Origin of the sequence: Streptomyces sp. NPDC048442 (assembly GCF_040651475.1) — a bacterium.
GTDB lineage: Bacteria > Actinomycetota > Actinomycetes > Streptomycetales > Streptomycetaceae > Streptomyces.
Genome location: NZ_JBEZKB010000017.1, coordinates 178,243 through 196,678, shown reverse-complemented (window position 1 = coordinate 196,678; position 18,436 = coordinate 178,243). Strand labels below are relative to the sequence as shown.

Genomic DNA, 18,436 nt, shown 5'->3' with positions numbered 1-18,436 from the left:
CCCTCTTGGGCAGCGGGGCCGCCCCCCGGGGGCAGTGGGGTCTCCCCTGCTCGAGCGAAGCCGAGAGCTTGGGGAAGGGTGGGCAAGGGGGCGGCACCCACGCGGAGCGCAACCCCTCCGCGACCGCACGCGCTCGACGCCGCCCCCTACCCCCTCCCCACATACGGCATCGCCGTCGCCAGTACCGTCGCGAACTGCACATTTGCCTCCAGTGGCAGTTCTGCCATGTGCCGTACCGTCCCCGCCACCTCCCGCACATCCATCACCGGCTCCACCGCCAGCTGGCCGTTGGCCTGCAGGATTCCCGTCTGCATCCGTTCCGTCATGTCCGTCGCCGCGTTGCCGATGTCGATCTGGCTCACCGCGATCCGGTACGGGCGGCCGTCCAGGGACAGTGACTTGGTCAGGCCCGTCATCGCGTGCTTGGTGGTCGTGTAGGCGACCGAGTGCGGGCGTGGCGCGTGGGCCGAGATGGAGCCGTTGTTGATGATCCGGCCGCCCTGCGGGGACTGTTCCTTCATCTGGCGGTACGCCGCCTGCGCGCACAGGAACGCGCCGGTGACGTTCACCTGGACCACCGACTGCCAGTCGGCGTAGGTGAGTTGTTCGGTCGGTGTGGCGCCGGGGCCGAACGTTCCCGCGTTGTTGAAGAGCAGGTCCAGGCGCCCGAAGCGCTCCCGTACCGCAGTGAAGAGCGCCGTCACCGCCTCCGGGTCCGCGACGTCCGTCGGGACGGCCAGCGTCTCGCCGCCCGCCGGCTCCGCCGCCACCTCCGCCGCCAGCTCCGCCGTCCGCGCGAGCGGCTCCGCGCGCCGGCCCGCCAGTGCCACCGACCAGCCGGAAGCGGCCAGCTCCACCGCCACCGCCCGGCCGATGCCGGAGCCCGCCCCTGTCACCACCGCGATCTTCTGAATGCTCATGGGCAGGGAGGGTAGTCACACCCGCCGCTCAGGAACTCATCTGTCCGTCATGTGGTGGACGTGTACGCGACAATCGGGGGCCCTTCCCGGGAGATGGGCTTCGGGCATGACCAGCACCCATGCGCCCGAAATGCAAGCAGCCGCCCGCCAGTTGATGCACGGCCGCCGTCGCTTCCTCACCGTCGCCGGAGCCGCCGCAACCCTCGCCTTCGCCACCAACCTCCCGGGAACGGGAGGCGCCGAGGCCCACGCCGCGTCCGTCACCGACTTCGACGCCCGGCGGATCAAGGAGGACCCGTTCTCGCTCGGCGTCGCCTCCGGGGATCCCCTCCCCGGTTCCGTACTGCTCTGGACGCGGCTCGCCCCCAGACCGTACGAAACGGACAGCGCTCTGCCCAAGGCCCGCATCCGGGTCGAGTGGGAGGTCGCGCACGACGAACGCTTCCGGCGGACCGTGCGGCGGGGGAGCGTCACCGCGCACCCCGAGTTCCACCACAGCGTGCATGTGGAGGTGGACGGGCTGGCGCCGGACCGGGTCTTCTACTACCGCTTCCGGGCGGGGAGCTGGGTGAGCCCCGTCGGACGCACCCGGACCGCGCCCGCGCGCGGGGCGCGCGTCGGTGAGCTGCGGCTCGGGGTCGTCTCCTGCCAGGCGTACCACGACGGGTACTTCACCGCGTACAAGCACCTGGCGGGCGAGGACGTCGACGCCGTCTTCCACCTCGGGGACTACCTGTACGAGTACGCGGTGAACGCGGTCGGCGGCGAGCGCAAGTACACCGACCGGCGGCTGCCCGCGCACTTCAACCGCGAGACCGTGACCCTGGAGGACTACCGGCTGCGGTACGGCCTCTACAAGTCGGACCCGGACCTGCGCGCCGCCCACGCCGCGCACCCCTTCGTCGTCACCTGGGACGACCACGAGACCGAGAACAACTACGCGGGCGGCACCCCGGAGAACGACGTCCCGCCGGAGGAGTTCCTGCTGCGCAGGGCCGCCGCCTACCGCGCGTACTGGGAGAACCAGCCGCTGCGCGTCCCGCAGCGCCCCACCGGGCCCGACATGCGGCTCTATCGAAGGCTGCGGTTCGGGCGGCTCGCCCAGTTCGACATCCTCGACACCCGGCAGTACCGCTCGGACCAGGCGTACGGCGACGGGTGGCAGGTCCCGGGGCCCGAGTCGGAAAATCCGGTACGGACGATGACCGGCGCCGCCCAGGAGCGGTGGCTGATCGACGGCTGGAGCAACGGGACCAGGCCCGTGTGGAACGTCGTCCCGCAGCAGGTGACCTTCGCCCAGCGCCGCAGCCAGTCCGCCCCCGGCTTCAAGCTCAGCATGGACTCCTGGGACGGCTACCCGGCCTCGCGCGAACGCATCCTCGCCGGGGCCGAGTCGGCGGGCGTGAAGAACCTGCTGGTACTGACCGGGGACGTGCACGTCTCGTACGGCCTCGACATCAAGCGGGACTTCGCCGACCCGGCCTCGCGGACCGTCGGCACCGAGATCGTGACGACGTCCGTCGCGAGCGGGAAGAACGGGGCGGACCGGCCCGCCGACTGGGAGCGGCTGACCGGCGCCAACCCGCACATGAAGCACTACAACGGACGGCGCGGGTACGCCCTCCTCACCCTCACCCCCGAGCAGGCGCGCGCCGACTTCCGGACGGTCGCGGCGGTGACGACGCCGGGGGCGGCCGTGACCACCGCCGCGTCCTTCGTGACCGAGGCGGGGAATCCGGGGCTCAAGCCGGTCTAGTCGGCTCTGCAGGAGCGCCCCGCACGCGACAACACACCGGACCCGCCCCCGCCCGTGCCCCGCTCAGCCCTCCTGCGGATAGCGGACGCCGATCCTCTCCCGTACCGCGTCCAGCGTCCGCATCACCGCCAGGCTGCCGTCCAGTGGCACCAGCGGCGACTCCTTCTCACCCGCCCGCAGACAGCGCATCACCTCGGCCGCCTCGTGGCGCAGGCTGTCGTGCGGGGCGTCCGCGGCGGCCACGACCTCTTCGGGGGCGTGGCCGGCGCGGTGGAGGGTGAAGCGCTCCGGGAAGAAGAAGCCGTTCGGGACGTCGATCCGGCCCTCCGTGCCGGTGACGGACGCGATGACCGGGGTGCCGGCGGTGACCGAGCAGGAGAGGGTCGCCAGGGCGCCCGAGTCGGGCCAGCCGAGCAGGATGCCGGTGTTCAGGTCGACGCCCTCGGGAGAGAGGAGGGCGTGGGCCTGCACCGTGCCGGGCTCGCCGAGCAGCAGGTGGGCGAAGGACACCGGGTAGACGCCCAGGTCGAGCAGTGCGCCGCCGCCCTGGGCGGGGTCGCGCAGGCGGTGGTCGGCGGCGAAGGGCCCCGGCAGCCCGAAGTCCGCCTGTACGGTCCTGACCTCGCCGATCGCGCCGTCCTTGACGAGCGCGGCAAGGCGCCGGATCAGCGGGTTGCAGTACATCCACATCGCTTCCATCAGAAAGCGGTCGTGGGTACGGGCAATGCCGATCAGTTCCGCAGCCTCCGGGGCGTTCAGCGTGAAGGACTTCTCGCAGAGGACCGCGCGGCCCGCTTCCAGGCACATCCCGGCCGCCGCCCGGTGCGCCGAGTGCGGCCCGGCCACGTAGACGACGTCGATGTCGTCGTCGGCGGCCAGTTCCGCCCCACTCCCGTACGCCCGGGGGATGTTGAACCGGTCGGCGAAGGCCTTCGCGCGCTCCGGCGTACGGGATGCGACCGCGACCACCTCCGCGTCCGGCATCTTCTGCAACTCGGTGGTGAACGCCGAGGCGATGCCACCGGTGGCCAGTACCCCCCAGCGCACGGTTGCCGCACTGCTCATCCGTCCCACCCCTTCCACCCCTCCCGCCTGTCCCGGAAGCGTGTTCCGAGCACTCCGAACGAGCTGAGAGCATAGGTCGGTATTCAACAAAGTGGGAGTGATGATGCCGGACAGCGGCAGCAGGACAGCGGCAGCGGGAGCAGGACAGGACCACATACCCTCGGCGGGCGCGGAAGCCTCCGCCGCGGTCGAGTCGGCGACGGCGGCAGCGGCCGCCGAGTCCGCCACCGCCGCGACTGCGGGTCCCGTGACCGCCGTACCTGCCGTACCCGCCGTACCCGCCGAGCCCGCCCAGGCCACGCCTGCTTCCGGCTCGGTAACCGGTCCGGCGACCGGCAAGGCGACCGGTCCGGCGACCGGCAAGGCCGTCCGCCGCACCAGCCTCCTCGTCACGCTCGTCCTCGGCGGGCTCACCGCGCTGCCGCCGCTGTCCATGGACATGTACCTCCCGGCGCTGCCCGAGGTCACCAAGGCCCTCGGCTCGCCCGCCGCGACCGTCCAGCTCACCCTGACCGCCTGCCTCGCCGGCATGGCGCTCGGCCAGCTCGTCGTCGGCCCGCTCAGCGACAAGCTGGGGCGCCGCCGCCCGCTGCTCGTCGGCATGGTCGTGTACGTCCTCGCGACCGCCATCTGCGCGTTTGCCCCGAACGCCGAACTCCTCATCGGCTTCCGCCTGTTGCAGGGCCTGGCCGGCGCCGCCGGAATCGTCATCGCGCGGGCCATGGTCCGCGACATGTACGACGGCGTGGAGATGGCGAGGTTCTTCTCCACCCTGATGCTGATCTCCGGGGTCGCCCCGGTCATCGCGCCCGTCATCGGCGGGCAGGTACTGCGTCTCACCGACTGGCGGGGCATTTTCTACGTACTGACGGGCGTCGGCGTCCTGCTCACCCTCGTCGTCTGGAAGTGGCTGCACGAGACGCTTCCGCAGGAGCGGCGGCACACCGGCGGCGTCGGTGAGGCCCTGCGCACCATGCGGGGGCTCCTCGCCGACCGCGTCTTCACCGGCTACATGCTCACCGGCGGTCTCGCCTTCGCCGTCCTCTTCGCGTACATCAGCGCCTCGCCGTTCGTCGTGCAGGAGATCTACGGCGCGTCCGCGCAGACCTTCAGCCTGCTCTTCGGCGTCAACTCCGTCGGCCTGATCGTCGTCGGCCAGATCAACGGGAAGATCCTCGTCGGCCGGGTCCGCCTCGACAAGGTGCTGGCCTTCGGCCTCGCCGTCGTCACCCTCGCCGCCGTCGCCCTGCTGCTGATGACGAGCGGGGCGTTCGGGAAGGTCGGGCTGTGGCCGGTGGCCGCCGGGCTGTTCGTCCTCATGTCGGCGATGGGGCTGATCATGCCCAGCACCAACACCCAGGCCCTGATGCGCACCCCGCACGCGGCGGGCTCCGCGTCAGCGCTGCTCGGCACGTCCTCGTTCCTGGTCGGCGCGATCGCGTCGCCGCTGGTCGGCATCGCGGGCGAGGCGACGGCGGTCCCGATGGCCGTCGTACAGCTGGTGTGCGCGCTGCTCGCGGTGGGGTGCTTCGTGGGGCTGTGCCGCCCGTGGCAGCGGACCTCGGACGCGTAGCGACCCGTCCTGCCCTACACGACGAGGGCCCCGGCTGCCGGCAGCCGGGGCCCTCGTCGTGTAGGCGTACGGGGTGATGCGGAAGGTCGTGGCGGAGGAGTCCATCTGCTGTCACGAAACCTTCCACGAGTTGGTCGGCAGGTCGGCCTTGCTTCCCCAGAACCAGGTGTTGAGGCTGCCGATCGGATTGGTCCGTGTGCCGTGGGTGAATCCGCCACCCACCCCCTGGGTGCCGGCGGGGCAGACGGCCGTGGCGGTGACGGTCTCTCCCCGGGTGGCGGGCAGCATCACCGAGGGACCCTCGACTTCGCCGATCTTCCGTGACGCCGTGCTCGGCGCGGTACGGACGAACTGTCCGAAACGGGACGTCACTTGGCCCGCCACCGGCCGCGCGGCGGCGTGGGAGCTGTCCGGGGCGGCCAGAGCGAGGGTCACGCCGAGGGCGAGTGCGCCCTGCGTGGCACGGCGGGGGCAGGGCCGCCCGGCGGATCGGGGTCGGGATCGGGATCGGAGGCAGCACGGAACTCCCTGGAGGGAGAAGTGGCAGTGCCGTCGCGACACCAGGAAGGAGCGTGCTCCTTTGCAGTGCTTGCGCTCGTGCCGCCGTTCCGCAGCAGCATCATCCGATCGGACCAGCATCTCTTGCGACAAGCCGCAGGAGGGGGGTCCACCTCGGCCCGCCGTCCGTCGGCGCCCCTACACGAGCGAGCGGAAGCGGCGCAGCAGCTCCATCGCCGGCGGGCTGTCGGGGTCGAACGGGTAGAGGCCCTCCTGCTTGTGCGGGACGGCCGGGCCCCAGAGGCGGGCGGCGTGGCACTCGTACGAGAACGCGATCTCGAAGAGCATGCCGCGCGGCCCGTGCACCCGCATCCCCCAGCCGGGCAGGAACGTCTGGCCGGGCTGGCTGACCGGGAGCTCCTTCACCAGGGCCAGCGCCTCGCGGGCCTCGGCCTCCTCCCAGAGTGCCGTGTCCTCGCCCGTCATGGTCTTCGGCAGCGGGTCGTTGGCGTCCGGGGTGATGCGGACGACTTCGATCAGCTCGGTCTGCTCGTGTGCGCTGGGCAGCAACATCCGCTCAGAGTGACCGAGTTCACGCCGCCGCGCCAGCGATTCAGCTACGGGGGTACCCGATCAGGTGCTGCCGGTCCTGCCGGTCCGTCCAGCGGAACAGGCCCGTGCCCGCCACCTCCGCCTCGGGCAGCACGGTGGTGTCCGCCAGCGCGGCCGGTACGGCGGTGGCCAGCGGTACCTCGACCGGGGTGCCGGCCGCCGAGGTCGGGCTCGTCGTGCCGTACGCGGTGCCCCCGTCGGTGACCGAGGTCAGGGTCACCGGCCTGGTGCCCTCCTTCTCCTGGAAGCAGTGGCCCGTCTGCGCGCCCTTGGCGGCGGGGGTACGGAGATCGAAGGCCAGGTTCCCGGCCACCAGGTAGCCGCCGCCGGGGGAGGTCACCGCCTGCGGGTACGCGCCCGGCTCTATCGCCGGCTTGCGGCAGTCGACCGATCCGAGCACCTTCCCGGTGTTCGCGTCGTGCACCGCCCACCGGTCCCAGCCGTCCGGCTTCTTCTTCTGCCACTTCGCCAGTACGTGCCCGGAGGCCGTCACCGAGGTGGGCAGACCGGACGCCGGGTCGGTGCCCCCGGGCGCGACCGACCTGCTGTACCAGCCGCCCCGCACCCAGAATTCCGTACGGCCGCCGACCAGCAGTCCCTTCGCGGTCAGGCCCCGGACCTCGGTGCGGGTACGGCAGTTCTCGCAGTCCTTGGGCGGCCGGAGGTCCTTCGCGGCCACGGCGGACAGTCGCCCGGTGAGCGGGTCCACGACCGTCGACGCCGCCGCACCGTCGGTGATCAGGATGCCGGGGCCGGTGCCGGACACCACCGGGACGCCCGTCCAGGGCAGCTCGACGTGGAGCGGGCGGCCGGTCCCGGCGTCGTACACGTCGAGGGCGACGACCGAGTCCCCGGTCGACAGCGCGTCCGAGCCGCCGACCTTCCCGTACGACCAGGTGACGAAGAAGCGGCGGTCGCCCTTGGCGACGGACAGCAGCCGGGGGAAGTACGCCGGGTCGGAGAGGGACCGCCACGGCGCGCCCGTCCAGAGGGGCTTCCCCGTTGCCGTGTCGTATGCACGGAGCAGGAAACGGCCGCTGCCGGAGCGCTCCACGTGTGCGAGCAGGGGGGAGGAGGACGAGTACGGGGACGGCTGGGAGAGCGCGTACTCCGTGGAGCCGCCGACGATCTGCCAGCCCTTGCCCTGAGCCCGGCTGTACGCGGCGGGGACCCGGAGGCGGGGGACGGGCGAAGGGGCGGGGTGCTGCTCGGACCGGACCGTGCCGTTGCCCGTGCTCCTGCCGTCCGTGTTCGCCTTGTCGCCCTTGTCGTCCTGGGTGCCGCCGCAGGTGGCCAGGAGGAGCAGGAGCGCCAGGACGGCCACTGCGACCACCAGAGCCGTCCGTACGATCCGCTGTCCCATTGCTTCCCCCGGTTTCCCCCGTCGCGTCCTGCCGGACCCGCCGCCCCCAGAAACGGTCAACGGCTGTCAGCGTATGCAACTGCCCCTGGATGCGCAGCAGTTCCCTCACGTCCCTTTTTGCCCCCTACACTCTTCCGGTGAACTCCACCCTCTCCTTCCCGGAAGTCCTGCGCGGCGCCCTTGCCGGGCTGCTCGACGGGCTGCCGCCCAAGCAGGCGACGCAGGCCGTCGACCGGCTGATCGCCAACTACCGGGGAACCACTCCGACCGACGCACCGGTGCTGCGCGACCGCTCCGACGTGGCCGCGTACGCCGCGTACCGGATGCCCGCGACCTTCGAGGCCGTACGGTCCGCGCTCGGCGCGCTGCGGGATGCCGCCCCCGGGTGGACACCGGGCACACACCTGGACGTCGGCGGCGGGACGGGCTCCGCGAGCTGGGCCGTCACCGAGGCGTGGGGGACGCAGCGGAGCACCGTCCTCGACTGGGCGGAACCCGCTCTCGCGCTCGGCCGGGAGCTGGCCGAGGCGTCGGGGGTGCCCGCGCTGCGGAACACCGTCTGGCAGCGCTCTCGTATCGGATCGGCGCTCACCATCGAGAGCACTGATCTCGTCACCGTGTCGTACGTGCTGAAGGAGCTGACCGAGGGCGACCGGGACACCCTCGTCGACCAGGCCGCCCGAGCCGCGACCGGGGCCGTCGTCATCGTCGAGCCGGGAACGCCGGACGGCTACCGCCGCATCCTCGCGGCCCGCGACCGGCTGATCGCGGCGGGGCTGCGGATCGCCGCGCCCTGCCCGCACAGCGGCGCCTGCCCGATCGACCAGGAGGGCACCGACTGGTGCCACTTCTCGGCCCGGGTCAGCAGGTCGTCGCTGCACCGGAAGGTCAAGGGGGGTTCGCTGGCGTACGAGGACGAGAAGTTCGCGTACGTGGCGGCGGTGCGGGACGAGGCGGTCGACGCCACTCCGGTCGGCGCCCGCGTCGTGCGCAAACCGCAGATCCGCAAGGGCCTGGTCATGCTGGAGCTGTGCCGGGCGGACGGCGAACAGGCCAAGGAGAACATCTCCAAGAAGCGCCACGGCGACCTCTACCGGGCGGCCAGGGACACCGACTGGGGCGACGCGTGGCCGCCCCGGGAGGGGAGCGCCCCTTAGGGGCGCGGGGAACTGCGCGACCGGCCACGACGCGCCCGCAGGCGGGCAACGGGCGGTCAGCTCCCCGGCCCCCACTCGCTCTCAGCTGCCGCCGCGCAGCTCCTGCGTGCAGCACTTCACGCTGCCGCCGCCCTTGAGGAGTTCACCGAGATCCATCCCGATCGGCTCGAAGCCTCGTACCCGGAGCGGATCGTAGAGGCCGGTCGCCGCCTGCGGCAGCAGCACGTGGCGGCCGTCGCTCACCGCGTTGAGGCCGAGCGCCGCCGCGTCCGCCTCCTCGGCGATCAGCGCGTCGGGGAAGAGCCGGGCGAGGACGGCGCGGCTGCCGGGGGAGAAGGCGCCCGGGTAGTACATGACCTCGTCCGTACGGTCGTCGAGGACGGCCAGCGCCGTGTCCAGGTGGTAGTAGCGGGGGTCGACGAGGTCCAGGCCGATGACCGGGCGGCCGAAGAACTCCTGCGCCTCGTCGTGCGCGGCGGAGGTCGAGCGGAAGCCCCGGCCGGCCAGGATCCAGGAGGACGTGACGGCGAAGTCGCCCTCGCCCTCGTTGACGTGGTCGGGTTCGTGGAGGTCGGCGAAGCCGTGGTGACGGAACCACTCGCGGTGGGCCTCGGCCTCCGGGGCGCGTTCCGCGTAGGCGAAGCGGGCGCCCAGGACGCGGCCGTCCACGACGGTGGCACCGTTCGCGGCGAACACCATGTCGGGGAGGCCGGGGCGGGGGTCGAGCAGTTCGACGGTGTGGCCGAGGGAGAGGTAGCGGTCGCGCAGGTCTTCCCACTGCACGAGGGCGAGGGGAAGTTCGACGGGCTTGGCGGGGTCCATCCAGGGGTTGATGGAGTACGTGACCCTGAAGTGCTCCGGGGGGCACATCAGGTAGCGGCGGGGCGCGGCGTCACGAATGCGTCCGGTCAATGAGGGCTCCTCACGAACGACGGGTAAAGCTGGGGGCACGGTGTGTGCCTGGTGCCATGGTCGGTGGTGGGGGGTCCTTTCTGCTGTGCACCGAAAGGGTGGTTCACGGTGGGTGGCGGGTGGGCACGGGCGGGTGCGGGTGCCGGCGAGGCGGGCGGGGCGGGCCGGTGGTCGTCGTGCGGGTGCGTCGTGGCTGGTCGCGCAGTTCCCCGCGCCCCTGAATGCCTGCCCCTCAGCCCGCTGGCCTCCTTGGGCAGCGGGGTCGCCGCCCGCCCCGCCTCGAAGAGACGATGCGTATCGTCTCGTGGTGCTGGTAGATTTCCTCCATGGCAGCCCCCGGCAAGACCCCCGACTCCGCCCGTCGCAGCGACCGTTCCCGGCGGGCCATTTATGACGCCGCTCTCGCCCTCGTCGGCGAGGTCGGGTATCAGAAGACGACGATCGAGGGCATCGCCGCCCGCGCCGGCGTCGGCAAGCAGACCATTTACCGCTGGTGGCCCTCCAAGGCGGCCGTCCTCCTGGAGGCCTTCGTGGACCTCAGTGAGCAGGCCGCCGAAGCCGTCGGAGAGGTCGGGCAGGCGATCCCCGACACGGGTGACCTGGTGGCCGACCTCAAGCTCGTCCTGCGCGCGACCGTCGATGAACTCGTCGACCCCAAGTACGACATCCCCACCCGGGCCCTCACCGCCGAGGGCATCGTCGATGCGGAGCTCGGCGCCCAGTACGTCGACAAGCTGCTGCGGCCGTCCCTCCAGCTGTACGTGGACCGGCTGCGTGCCGCACAGGAGGCGGGCCAGGTCCGCCCCGGGGTGGACCCCGAGATCGCCCTGGAGCTGTTCACCGGGCCGCTCACGCACCGCTGGTTCCTGCGCACCGGGCCGCTCACCCACGCGTACGCGGACAGCCTCGTCGAGTACGCCGTGCACGGTCTCGCCCCGCGCTGAGCACGCCTCCCGGTGACCCCGGATGCGGACACCTGCCACCGGAGGAGCAGGATGGTGCGAGCATGGAGAGGTCCGCCGGGGGCGAGAGCTCAGGGCCGGGGGCCGACGGTTTGAGGGTGAGGAGCCAGATGGGCGCGGAGTTCGGCCGCAATCGCGGCGCAGGGACAGGCTCGAATCCCGAGGCGAAGGCAGCGGCCAAGCCGCAGCCGAAGGCAGCTGCCGGGCAGGGCGTGGGCCCCGACCGGGACCCGGCCGCGCAGGGCGGCCGGATCGCCCAGTGGCTGCGCCGCCGGTCCGGCGGCAAAGCCGTACCCGACACCTCCGCCGACCGCCTCGACCTGCTCCGAGCCGCCGCCGGCGCGGGGCTGCCGCTCGCCCCCGCCGCGTACCCTGCCGGCTATCGGTGTTCGTGCGAGCGCGTCGGCTGTCCGACGCCCGCCCGCCACCCCGTGTCCTTCGCCTGGCAGACCCAGTCGACCACCGACCGCGCCCAGGTCGAGCGGTGGGCGAACACCCAGCCCCAGGCCAACTTCATCACAGCGACCGGCATGGTCCACGACGTCCTCGACGTACCGCTGGAGGCAGGCCGCAGTGCGCTGGAGCGGCTCGTCGGGGCCGGTATCGAGGTCGGCCCCGTCGCCGTGTTCGGCGAGGGCGGCAGCGAGGCCGAGGCCCGCATGCTGTTCTTCACCGCGACCCGGGGCACCCCCGAGGACGAGGACGAGTGGTGGCCCTGCGAGCTGGACTGCCATCCCGAGACCATGGACGAGCATCCGGGGCTGCGCTGGCACTGCCGCGGGAGCTACGTCCTCGTCCCGCCGGCCCGGCTGCCCGGTGACCTGGACGTGCACTGGGTGCGCGGCCTGGAGCACGTACTGCCGGATCCGCTGACCCTCCTGGAGACCCTCACCGACGCCTGTGCCCGGTACGCGGACGACGCCGACTCGGACACCGACCCGCATGCGGTGGCCTGGCCGATCGGGCGCTGAACTCCCGTAGAGGACTGAACTCCCGTAGAGGACTGAACTCCCGTAGAAGGCTGAACTCCCGTAGAGGGCAGGGGAGTTGCGTTACGAGCCGGTGGCCGACACCAGGCCCTGGACGCGGGACTGAAGCTCCACCGCTGGGCCCGCCGCACCCTGTGCGCCCTTCTTCGGCACCAGCGCCACCTGGCTCGACACCCGTTCCTTCAGCAGCGTGGACTTCGCGGTGCCGGTCATCAGCGCCCGTACGTCCGCGTTGAGGTCGAGCAGCGGCACGCCCCGGGCCGCCGTCTGCTTCTCGAAGTGGCGGGAGGCGAAGAAGACGAAGCCGCCGCCGTCCTTGGTGGCGAGCCCGACCGGGGCGAACGCGCCCGTGTTCAGTGCCTGGTCGAGGTACTGCATGGAGCGGCCGACGCGCTGCGAGGCCCGCTTGCGCGAGGCCAGCCACGCGGTGGTGTCCGGGCCGGGGGCGAAGGCGGTCGCGAGGCCACCGGACGTGGCGGGCTTGCCGGGAGGGGTCTGGAGGTACGTCGCGTAGGCCTGGCTCAGGTCCTGCGGCGGGACCTGGAGGGTCGACTCGTCCGCGGTCTTCGCCCACCCCTCGCCGTCCACCGCGAACTCGGGAAGCTCACTCTTGCGCAGCGTCAACAGGTGCGAGGCCTCCCAGAGTTGGTCCGCACCGCCCCGTACGAACACGAGCAGCCAGCGGGTGTCGGCGCGCTTGTCGCCGCCCTCGGTGTCCCGGTTGCTGTCGGTGTCGGCGACGAACCAGCGCGGCCAGCCCGCCCTCTTCGGGATCAGGAACCGGGCGTCGGAGAGGGCGAGCGGCTGGTGGGCCCTGTTGCCGCCGGGGCTCTGCGTGCGGCGAGCCTTGAGCCCCGCCTGGTTGATGGCGCCGAGCGCGCCGGTGACCCGGCCCGCGACGAGGGCCGGGTCGTACGCCTTGTCCGCCTTGTTGTAGGCGTCCGTGAAGTCCTTGAGGGCCTGGGCCGCCTCAGCCTTGGTCGCCGCCGGGACGATCTCCCGCTCGCCGTGCACCGTCACGCACCCGCTCGCCGTCAGCACCAGGGCCGCCGCCGTCGCCAGCGTCGCCACTCGCCGCCCCAGTCTTCGCGTGCGCGTCCTCATGCGTTGCCCTCTGCGTCTCTGCCGTACCCGCCGTCACCGACGTCCGGAACCCTACCGGGGCGAAGAACAGCACGAGCATGGGGACCAGATACAGCGCCCACACCGTGACCTGGAGGACGGTCGGGTCGCTCTGGAAGTTGAAGACGCCCTTGAGGAGCGTGCCGTACCAGCTGTCCGGCGGGATCTGCTCGGTGATGTCGAACGCCTTGCTGGACAGCCCGCCCAGGAAGCGCGCCTCCTGCAAGTCGTGGACGCCGTACGCCAGTACGCCCGCGGCGACGACGAGGAGCATCGCCCCGGTCCACGTGAAGAACTTCGCCAGGTTGATCCGTACCGCACCCAGGTAGAACATCCAGCCGAGCAGCACCGCCGTGGCCAGGCCGAGCGCGACGCCGATCAGCGGCCCGTTCGTACCGTCGCCCAACGCCCGCACCGACGCCCACACGAACAGCGCGGTCTCCAGACCCTCGCGGCCCACCGCCAGGAACGCGGTCGCCACCAGCGCGGCCGTGCCCATCTGCAGCGCCGCGTCGAGCCTGCCGTGCAGGTCGGACTTCAGGTGCCTGGCGGTGCGCCGCATCCAGAAGACCATCCAGCTCACCAGGCACACCGCGACGATCGACAGCGAACCGCCGAGCGCCTCCTGCGCCTCGAAGGTCAACTCCTGCGATCCGTACGTCAGTCCGGCACCGAAGCCGAGCGCGAGCAGCACGGCGACGCCGATGCCGGCCCACACCGGGAGCAGGGCGTCCCGCCGGCCGGTCTTCACCAGGTAGGCGATGAGGATGCAGACGACCAGGCTGGCTTCGAGGCCTTCGCGCAGACCGGTCAGGTAGTTGGCGAACACGTCGGTCCCCGTCCTTTTCTTTTACTTCGAGGGTTGCGGGAGGGGGCTACGAGAACAGCGCCCGGCCCCACCAGTCGTCCTTGTCCCGGACGCCCGGCGGGACGGCGAAGTGCGCCGAACCCACGTGCTGGATGTACTCGTTGAGGGCGTCGGAGCGCCCCAGGCTGCGCTGCACGGGGATGAACGCGTCCCGCGCGTCGCGCTGGTAGGCCAGGAAGAACAGCCCGGCGTCGAGCCGGCCGAGCCCGTCCGTGCCGTCGGTGAAGGAGTAGCCCCGGCGCAGCATCCGCGCACCGGAGTTGGAGTCCGGGTGCGCGAGCCGTACGTGCGAGGTCGGCAGCATCGCCTTCAGCAGCGGCTCGTCGTGCTCCTTGGACTTGCCGACGGCCGCACCCTCGCCCTTGTCGCGGCCGAAGATGTCCTCCTGCTCCTGGAGCGAAGTGCGGTCCCAGGTCTCGACGTTCATCCGGATGCGGCGCGCGACCAGGTAGGAACCCCCGGCCATCCACGCCGATCCGTCCTTCGCGGAGGCCCACACGTGCTTGTCGAGCGTGGCGCCGTCGGTGCCCGCGATGTTGCGGGTGCCGTCCTTGAAGCCGAAGAGGTTGCGGGGGGTCTGTGCGTCCGGCGTCGTCGACGACGTCTTGCCGAAGCCGAGCTGCGACCAGCGGACGGCGACCTTGCCGAAGCCGATGCGGGCGAGGTTGCGGATGGCGTGCACCGCCACCTGCGGATCGTCGGAGCAGGCCTGTACACACAGGTCGCCGCCGCTGCGCGCCTTGTCGAGGTTGTCGCCGGGGAACTTGGGGAGGTCGATCAGCGCCGCGGGGCGCTTGTCCTTCAGCCCGAAGCGGTCGTCGAAGAGGGAGGGGCCGAACCCGATCGTCAGGGTGAGGCGGGAGGGCTTCAGGCCCAGCGCCTCGCCTGTGTCGTCCGGCGGCGCCTCCGGCTGCCCGCCGTACGCGCCCTCGCCGACCACCCGTCCTGCGGTCAGCCGGGCCGCCGCCACCGTCCAGTCCTTCAGGAGCTGGACCAGCTCCGCCCGGTCCTTGGTCGTCACGTCGAACGCGGCGAAGTGCAGCCGGTCGGGGACCGCCGTGGCGATCCCGGCCTGGTGCGCACCGTAGAAGGGGACGGCCGCGCCGTCGGACGCGGCGGGCGCCGGGTCCGGCTCGCGGTTCAGCGCGACCGCGGCCCCGCCCGCGGCGGCGGCGCCGAGCGCGAGCCCCGCGCCGCCCCAGCCGATCACCGAACGGCGGGACGGGGCGGGGGAGTTCTTGACATCTGCTGAGGTGTCTTCTGCTGAGGTGTCTTCAGGCACGGCCGGACCCTCCTCGTACGGGTTCGTCAGGACTTACTTCGTGACCGCTGCGGCGAGCTTCGACAGCGGCTCGGCGAGCGCGTTCACCGCGTCCGAGAGCTCCTTGCGCTGGTCCTTGCCGACCTTGTCGTACGAGGTGAAGTCGTACGAGGTGGTGTCCGGGCGGTGCTTGTCGAGCAACTTGTTCAGCGCGCCGAACTGCTTGTCGAGCTGGGCGGTCAGCTTCGGGTCGTTCTTCGACGCGACCGGCTTGAGCAGCGTGTACGACTTCTCGGCGCCCTCGACGTTGGCCTTGAAGTCGACGAGGTCGGTGTGGCTGTAGCGCTCCTCCTCGCCGGTGACCTTGCCGGTGGCGACCTCGTCGAGGAGCTCCTTGGCGCCGTTGGCCATGGAGGACGGGGTGATTTCGGCGGTGCCGACCTTCTTCACCCAGGTGTTCAGGTCCTTCATCAGGGTGTCGGCGAGCTTCTTCTCCGGCTCCCCGATCTTCTTGTCCTGCCACAGCGCCTTCTCCAGGCGGTGCCAGCCGGTCCACGGCTTGCCGGTCTCCTCGACGCCGTCCTCGCGCAGGTCGACCATCGGGTCGATGTCGCCGAAGGACTCCGCGACGGGCTCGGTGCGCTCCCAGCCGATGCGCGAGGGCGCGTACGCCTTCTTCGCGGCCTGAAGGTCGCCCGCCTTCACCGCGTCGGCGAACACCTGCGCCTTGGGCAGCGTCTGCTCCGCCTGCTCGCGCACGTAGGTGCGGTACGCGGCGACCGCGGCGTCCTGCTCCGGGCTGCGCTTCGCGGCGGCGGCGCCGCTGACGGTGATCTTCTGCCGGATGCCGTCGCCCTTCATGCCGGGCTTGCAGGCGATCTCGTACGATCCGGCCTTGATCTCCGCCGTCAGCTTCGCCTTCGTGCCGGGGAGGATGTTCTCGCGCTCGGTGACGATGCGGTCGTCCGGGAACAGGACGTACACCTCGGTGACCTTGGTGCCCTTGTTCTCCACCGCCAGCTCGATCTTCCCGGCGGGGAACTCCTTCTTCGACACCTCGCAGGAGTCGTCCTTGGCGACGACCTGGACCGCGCCCTCGCCACCGCCGTCCTTGGCGTCGCTCTTCTCTGCGCAGCCGGTCACGGCGGTGAGGGCGGTCGCGGCGGCGACCGCGGTGAGGACGGAGAGACGTACGGGACGCATCAGGTGACTCCACGCGGGTGAAAGGGCGGGGCGGAACATCGACGGGGTCATCGACAGGGTCTACAAGGCCCTCAGGTCTACTGAGGCTTACCTAAGTTAAACGCCCTTTACTCCGGACATCACCGCCCGTGCAGTGATTCAGATCTCACCTGGGTCCCACGAGTACGAGGCGGTCACGGGAGCCCCATGGGCACCTCGGCGTCGGGTCAAGAGGAGGTCAAATTCCCTGTGCGGTCCTCCTCGGGATGACCAGCGGGGCACCGGTGCGCGGATGCGCGAGCACCTCGACCGGCTGCCGGTAGACCCGGCTCAGCAGCTCCTCGTCGAACACCTCGGCGGGCGGCCCGCACGCCGCGATCCGCCCGCCGTGCAGGACGGCCGCCCGGTCCGCGTACGCCGCCGCGAGCCCGAGGTCGTGCAGTACGACGACCACCGCGTCCCCCGCCGCCGCCCGCTCCCGGCAGACCCGCAGCACCAGCTCCTGGTGGCGCAGGTCGAGGGCGGCGGTCGGCTCGTCGAGCAGGAGTACGGGGGTGCGCTGCGCCAGTACGCGGGCGAGCGCGACCCGCGCACGCTCGCCGCCGGACAGCGCCTCGAAGGGGCGCGGCCCGAACCCGGTGACCTCGGTGGCCGCCATGGCCTCCGCGACCGCCAGGTCGTCCTCGTCCTCCAGCGGGGTGCCCGCCCAGGGTGCGCGCCCCATCCGTACGACGTCCTCGACGGGGAAGGGGAAGGAGAGCGCCGCCGACTGGGGGAGCACGGAGCGGCGCAGGGCCAGCTCCGGTGCGCTCCAGTCGCCGACGGGCCGGCCGCCGATCCGTACCGTGCCCGAGGAGGCGGGAAGATCGGCGGCCACCGCCGCCAACAGGGTCGACTTCCCCGCCCCGTTGGGGCCCACAAGGGCGAGGACCTCGCCCGCGCGGGCGTCCAGGTCGATACCGGAGAGCACCTCGCGCTGCCCGAGCCGTACGTGCAGGGCGGACACCTCGACGGCGGCGCTGCCGCGCACGACGGGGGAGGGGAGGCTGCGGCTGCGCCCCGGGGAGAAGAGGGACTTCCATGTGCTGTTCATGCCCAACCACCCTGCTTGCGACGGGTCCTGCGCAGCAGCCAGAAGAAGAACGGACTGCCGAAGAGCGCGGTCAGCACACCCAGCGGAAGCTCCGCGGGACTGGCGACCGTACGGGCCGCGAGGTCACCTGCGAGCAGTACGAGCGCACCGCCCAGGGCGCTGCCGGGGACCAGGAAGCGGTGCCCGGGGCCGTTGGCCATCCGCAGCAGGTGCGGGACGAGCAGACCGACGAAGGTGATGATGCCCGCCACGGCGACGGCGGCGGCCGTCAGCAGGGCCACCACCAGCACGAGCACCGTGCGCAGCCGCTCGACGTCCACGCCGAGGTGCCTGGCCGGGCGCTCGCCGAGCGCGAGGAGGTCCAGCTTCCCCGCGTAGAACGGCGCGACGAGCAGCCCGAGCAGCGCGCACGGCAGCACGGCGATGACCTTCGGCCAGGTGGCCTGGGCGAGCGAGCCGAGCTGCCAGAACGTGATCTGGGTGAGCTGCGCGTTGTCCGCGAAGAAGAGGCACAGGCCGATCAACGCGCCCGCGAAGGCGTTCACCGCGATGCCGGTGAGGATCAGGGTGACCACTTCGGTCCGGCCGCCCGAGCGCGACAGTACGTACACGATCAGCACGGTGATCAGACCGGCGGCGAACGCGCAGAACGTCACCGTCCAGTTGCCGAAGAAGCTCAGCCCCAGCGCGATCGAGGCGACCGCACCGACCGCCGCACCGGCCGAGATGCCGATGACCCCGGGCTCCGCGAGCGGATTGCCGAACACGCCCTGCATCAGCGCACCCGCACAGCCCAGGGACGACCCGACGAGGAGGGTGAGGACGACACGGGGCAGCCGGATGTTCCACAACACGCTCTCACCGACCCGGTCCAGGGGCCCACCACCGAGACCGACGCGGTGCTGTACGGAGGCGAGGACGTCGCCGGCGGAGATGTGGTACGCCCCGAGCCCGGCCGAGACGAGAGCCAGCAGGAGAAGGGCGAGGGCCAGGCCGGCGGTGAGGGCGAAGGTGGTGCTGGAGCGCCTTCGGGCCGGGGTGGGTTTCAAGTCGTCGGCGGGGGCGGCGGGTTGAGGCTTCGTGTCCTGTGCTGCCTCGGGAGT

At 71.8% G+C, this 18,436-nt stretch carries 17 protein-coding genes; 5 read left to right on the top strand and 12 right to left on the bottom strand.

The genetic code is table 11. The features are described 5' to 3' along the window. Window positions 1-146: 146 nt before the first annotated feature. The gene (locus AB0D18_RS24885; RefSeq protein ID WP_362422494.1) at window positions 147-920 is read right to left on the bottom strand and encodes an SDR family oxidoreductase; all 774 of its coding nucleotides are present in this window, start codon (window positions 918-920) and stop codon (window positions 147-149) included. Between the two features lie 106 nt (window positions 921-1,026). On the opposite strand from AB0D18_RS24885, the gene AB0D18_RS24880 reads away from it, so the two are divergent. Next, a complete protein-coding gene (locus tag AB0D18_RS24880; protein ID WP_362422491.1) occupies window positions 1,027-2,676 on the top strand; it encodes an alkaline phosphatase D family protein in 1,650 nt (549 codons plus the stop codon). Window positions 2,677-2,739: 63 nt separating this feature from the next. On the opposite strand, the gene AB0D18_RS24875 is transcribed toward AB0D18_RS24880, so the two are convergent. Then, window positions 2,740-3,741 (bottom strand): Gfo/Idh/MocA family oxidoreductase, encoded by a 1,002-nt coding sequence (locus AB0D18_RS24875; RefSeq protein WP_362422488.1) that lies wholly within the window; start codon window positions 3,739-3,741, stop codon window positions 2,740-2,742. A 103-nt stretch (window positions 3,742-3,844) separates the two neighbouring features. On the opposite strand from AB0D18_RS24875, the gene AB0D18_RS24870 reads away from it, so the two are divergent. After that, window positions 3,845-5,314, top strand: a complete 1,470-nt coding sequence (locus AB0D18_RS24870; RefSeq protein ID WP_362422541.1) for a Bcr/CflA family multidrug efflux MFS transporter — start codon at window positions 3,845-3,847, stop codon at window positions 5,312-5,314. A gap of 111 nt (window positions 5,315-5,425) precedes the next feature. Here AB0D18_RS24870 and AB0D18_RS24865 read toward each other — a convergent pair whose 3' ends face one another. From AB0D18_RS24865 to AB0D18_RS24855, 3 genes are all read right to left on the bottom strand, one after another. Further along, on the bottom strand, window positions 5,426-5,749 hold the full coding sequence (locus AB0D18_RS24865) for a hypothetical protein (protein WP_362422485.1): 324 nt from the start codon (window positions 5,747-5,749) through the stop codon (window positions 5,426-5,428). Window positions 5,750-6,010: 261 nt separating this feature from the next. Beyond that, window positions 6,011-6,385, bottom strand: a complete 375-nt coding sequence (locus tag AB0D18_RS24860; protein WP_362422482.1) for a hypothetical protein — start codon at window positions 6,383-6,385, stop codon at window positions 6,011-6,013. Window positions 6,386-6,425: 40 nt separating this feature from the next. Continuing rightward, window positions 6,426-7,787, bottom strand: coding sequence for a hypothetical protein (locus AB0D18_RS24855; RefSeq protein ID WP_362422479.1), 1,362 nt, complete (start codon window positions 7,785-7,787; stop codon window positions 6,426-6,428). A 137-nt stretch (window positions 7,788-7,924) separates the two neighbouring features. Here AB0D18_RS24855 and AB0D18_RS24850 point away from each other — a divergent pair, with 137 nt between their 5' ends. Further along, window positions 7,925-8,944, top strand: coding sequence for a small ribosomal subunit Rsm22 family protein (locus tag AB0D18_RS24850; protein WP_362422476.1), 1,020 nt, complete (start codon window positions 7,925-7,927; stop codon window positions 8,942-8,944). 81 nt (window positions 8,945-9,025) lie between these two features. Here the strand turns inward: AB0D18_RS24850 and ddaH are convergent, their stop codons facing one another. Next, window positions 9,026-9,856, bottom strand: a complete 831-nt coding sequence (ddaH, locus tag AB0D18_RS24845) for a dimethylargininase (protein ID WP_362422473.1) — start codon at window positions 9,854-9,856, stop codon at window positions 9,026-9,028. Window positions 9,857-10,182: 326 nt separating this feature from the next. On the opposite strand from ddaH, the gene AB0D18_RS24840 reads away from it, so the two are divergent. Both AB0D18_RS24840 and AB0D18_RS24835 read left to right on the top strand, forming a co-directional pair. Continuing rightward, window positions 10,183-10,800 (top strand): TetR/AcrR family transcriptional regulator, encoded by a 618-nt coding sequence (locus tag AB0D18_RS24840; protein WP_362422470.1) that lies wholly within the window; start codon window positions 10,183-10,185, stop codon window positions 10,798-10,800. A 116-nt stretch (window positions 10,801-10,916) separates the two neighbouring features. Continuing rightward, window positions 10,917-11,789 carry a bifunctional DNA primase/polymerase gene (locus AB0D18_RS24835; protein ID WP_362422467.1) on the top strand — a complete coding sequence of 291 codons (873 nt, stop codon included), beginning with the start codon at window positions 10,917-10,919 and terminating at the stop codon, window positions 11,787-11,789. Between the two features lie 81 nt (window positions 11,790-11,870). Here AB0D18_RS24835 and AB0D18_RS24830 read toward each other — a convergent pair whose 3' ends face one another. The 6 genes from AB0D18_RS24830 to AB0D18_RS24805 form a co-directional block, all read right to left on the bottom strand. Next, window positions 11,871-12,878 (bottom strand): hypothetical protein, encoded by a 1,008-nt coding sequence (locus AB0D18_RS24830; protein WP_362422464.1) that lies wholly within the window; start codon window positions 12,876-12,878, stop codon window positions 11,871-11,873. After that, window positions 12,778-13,758: an iron uptake transporter permease EfeU gene (efeU, locus tag AB0D18_RS24825; RefSeq protein ID WP_362422461.1), complete on the bottom strand. Its 981-nt coding sequence runs from the start codon at window positions 13,756-13,758 to the stop codon at window positions 12,778-12,780. The genes AB0D18_RS24830 and efeU overlap by 101 nt, the downstream gene beginning before the upstream one ends. Before the next feature lie 46 nt (window positions 13,759-13,804). After that, window positions 13,805-15,079, bottom strand: coding sequence for an iron uptake transporter deferrochelatase/peroxidase subunit (gene efeB, locus AB0D18_RS24820; protein ID WP_362422459.1), 1,275 nt, complete (start codon window positions 15,077-15,079; stop codon window positions 13,805-13,807). A gap of 33 nt (window positions 15,080-15,112) precedes the next feature. Beyond that, the gene (efeO, locus tag AB0D18_RS24815; protein ID WP_362422456.1) at window positions 15,113-16,261 is read right to left on the bottom strand and encodes an iron uptake system protein EfeO; all 1,149 of its coding nucleotides are present in this window, start codon (window positions 16,259-16,261) and stop codon (window positions 15,113-15,115) included. A 217-nt stretch (window positions 16,262-16,478) separates the two neighbouring features. Continuing rightward, window positions 16,479-17,333, bottom strand: coding sequence for a heme ABC transporter ATP-binding protein (locus AB0D18_RS24810; RefSeq protein ID WP_362422453.1), 855 nt, complete (start codon window positions 17,331-17,333; stop codon window positions 16,479-16,481). Continuing rightward, a complete protein-coding gene (locus tag AB0D18_RS24805; protein WP_362422539.1) occupies window positions 17,330-18,382 on the bottom strand; it encodes an iron ABC transporter permease in 1,053 nt (350 codons plus the stop codon). The genes AB0D18_RS24810 and AB0D18_RS24805 overlap by 4 nt, the downstream gene beginning before the upstream one ends. Window positions 18,383-18,436 lie beyond the last annotated feature (54 nt).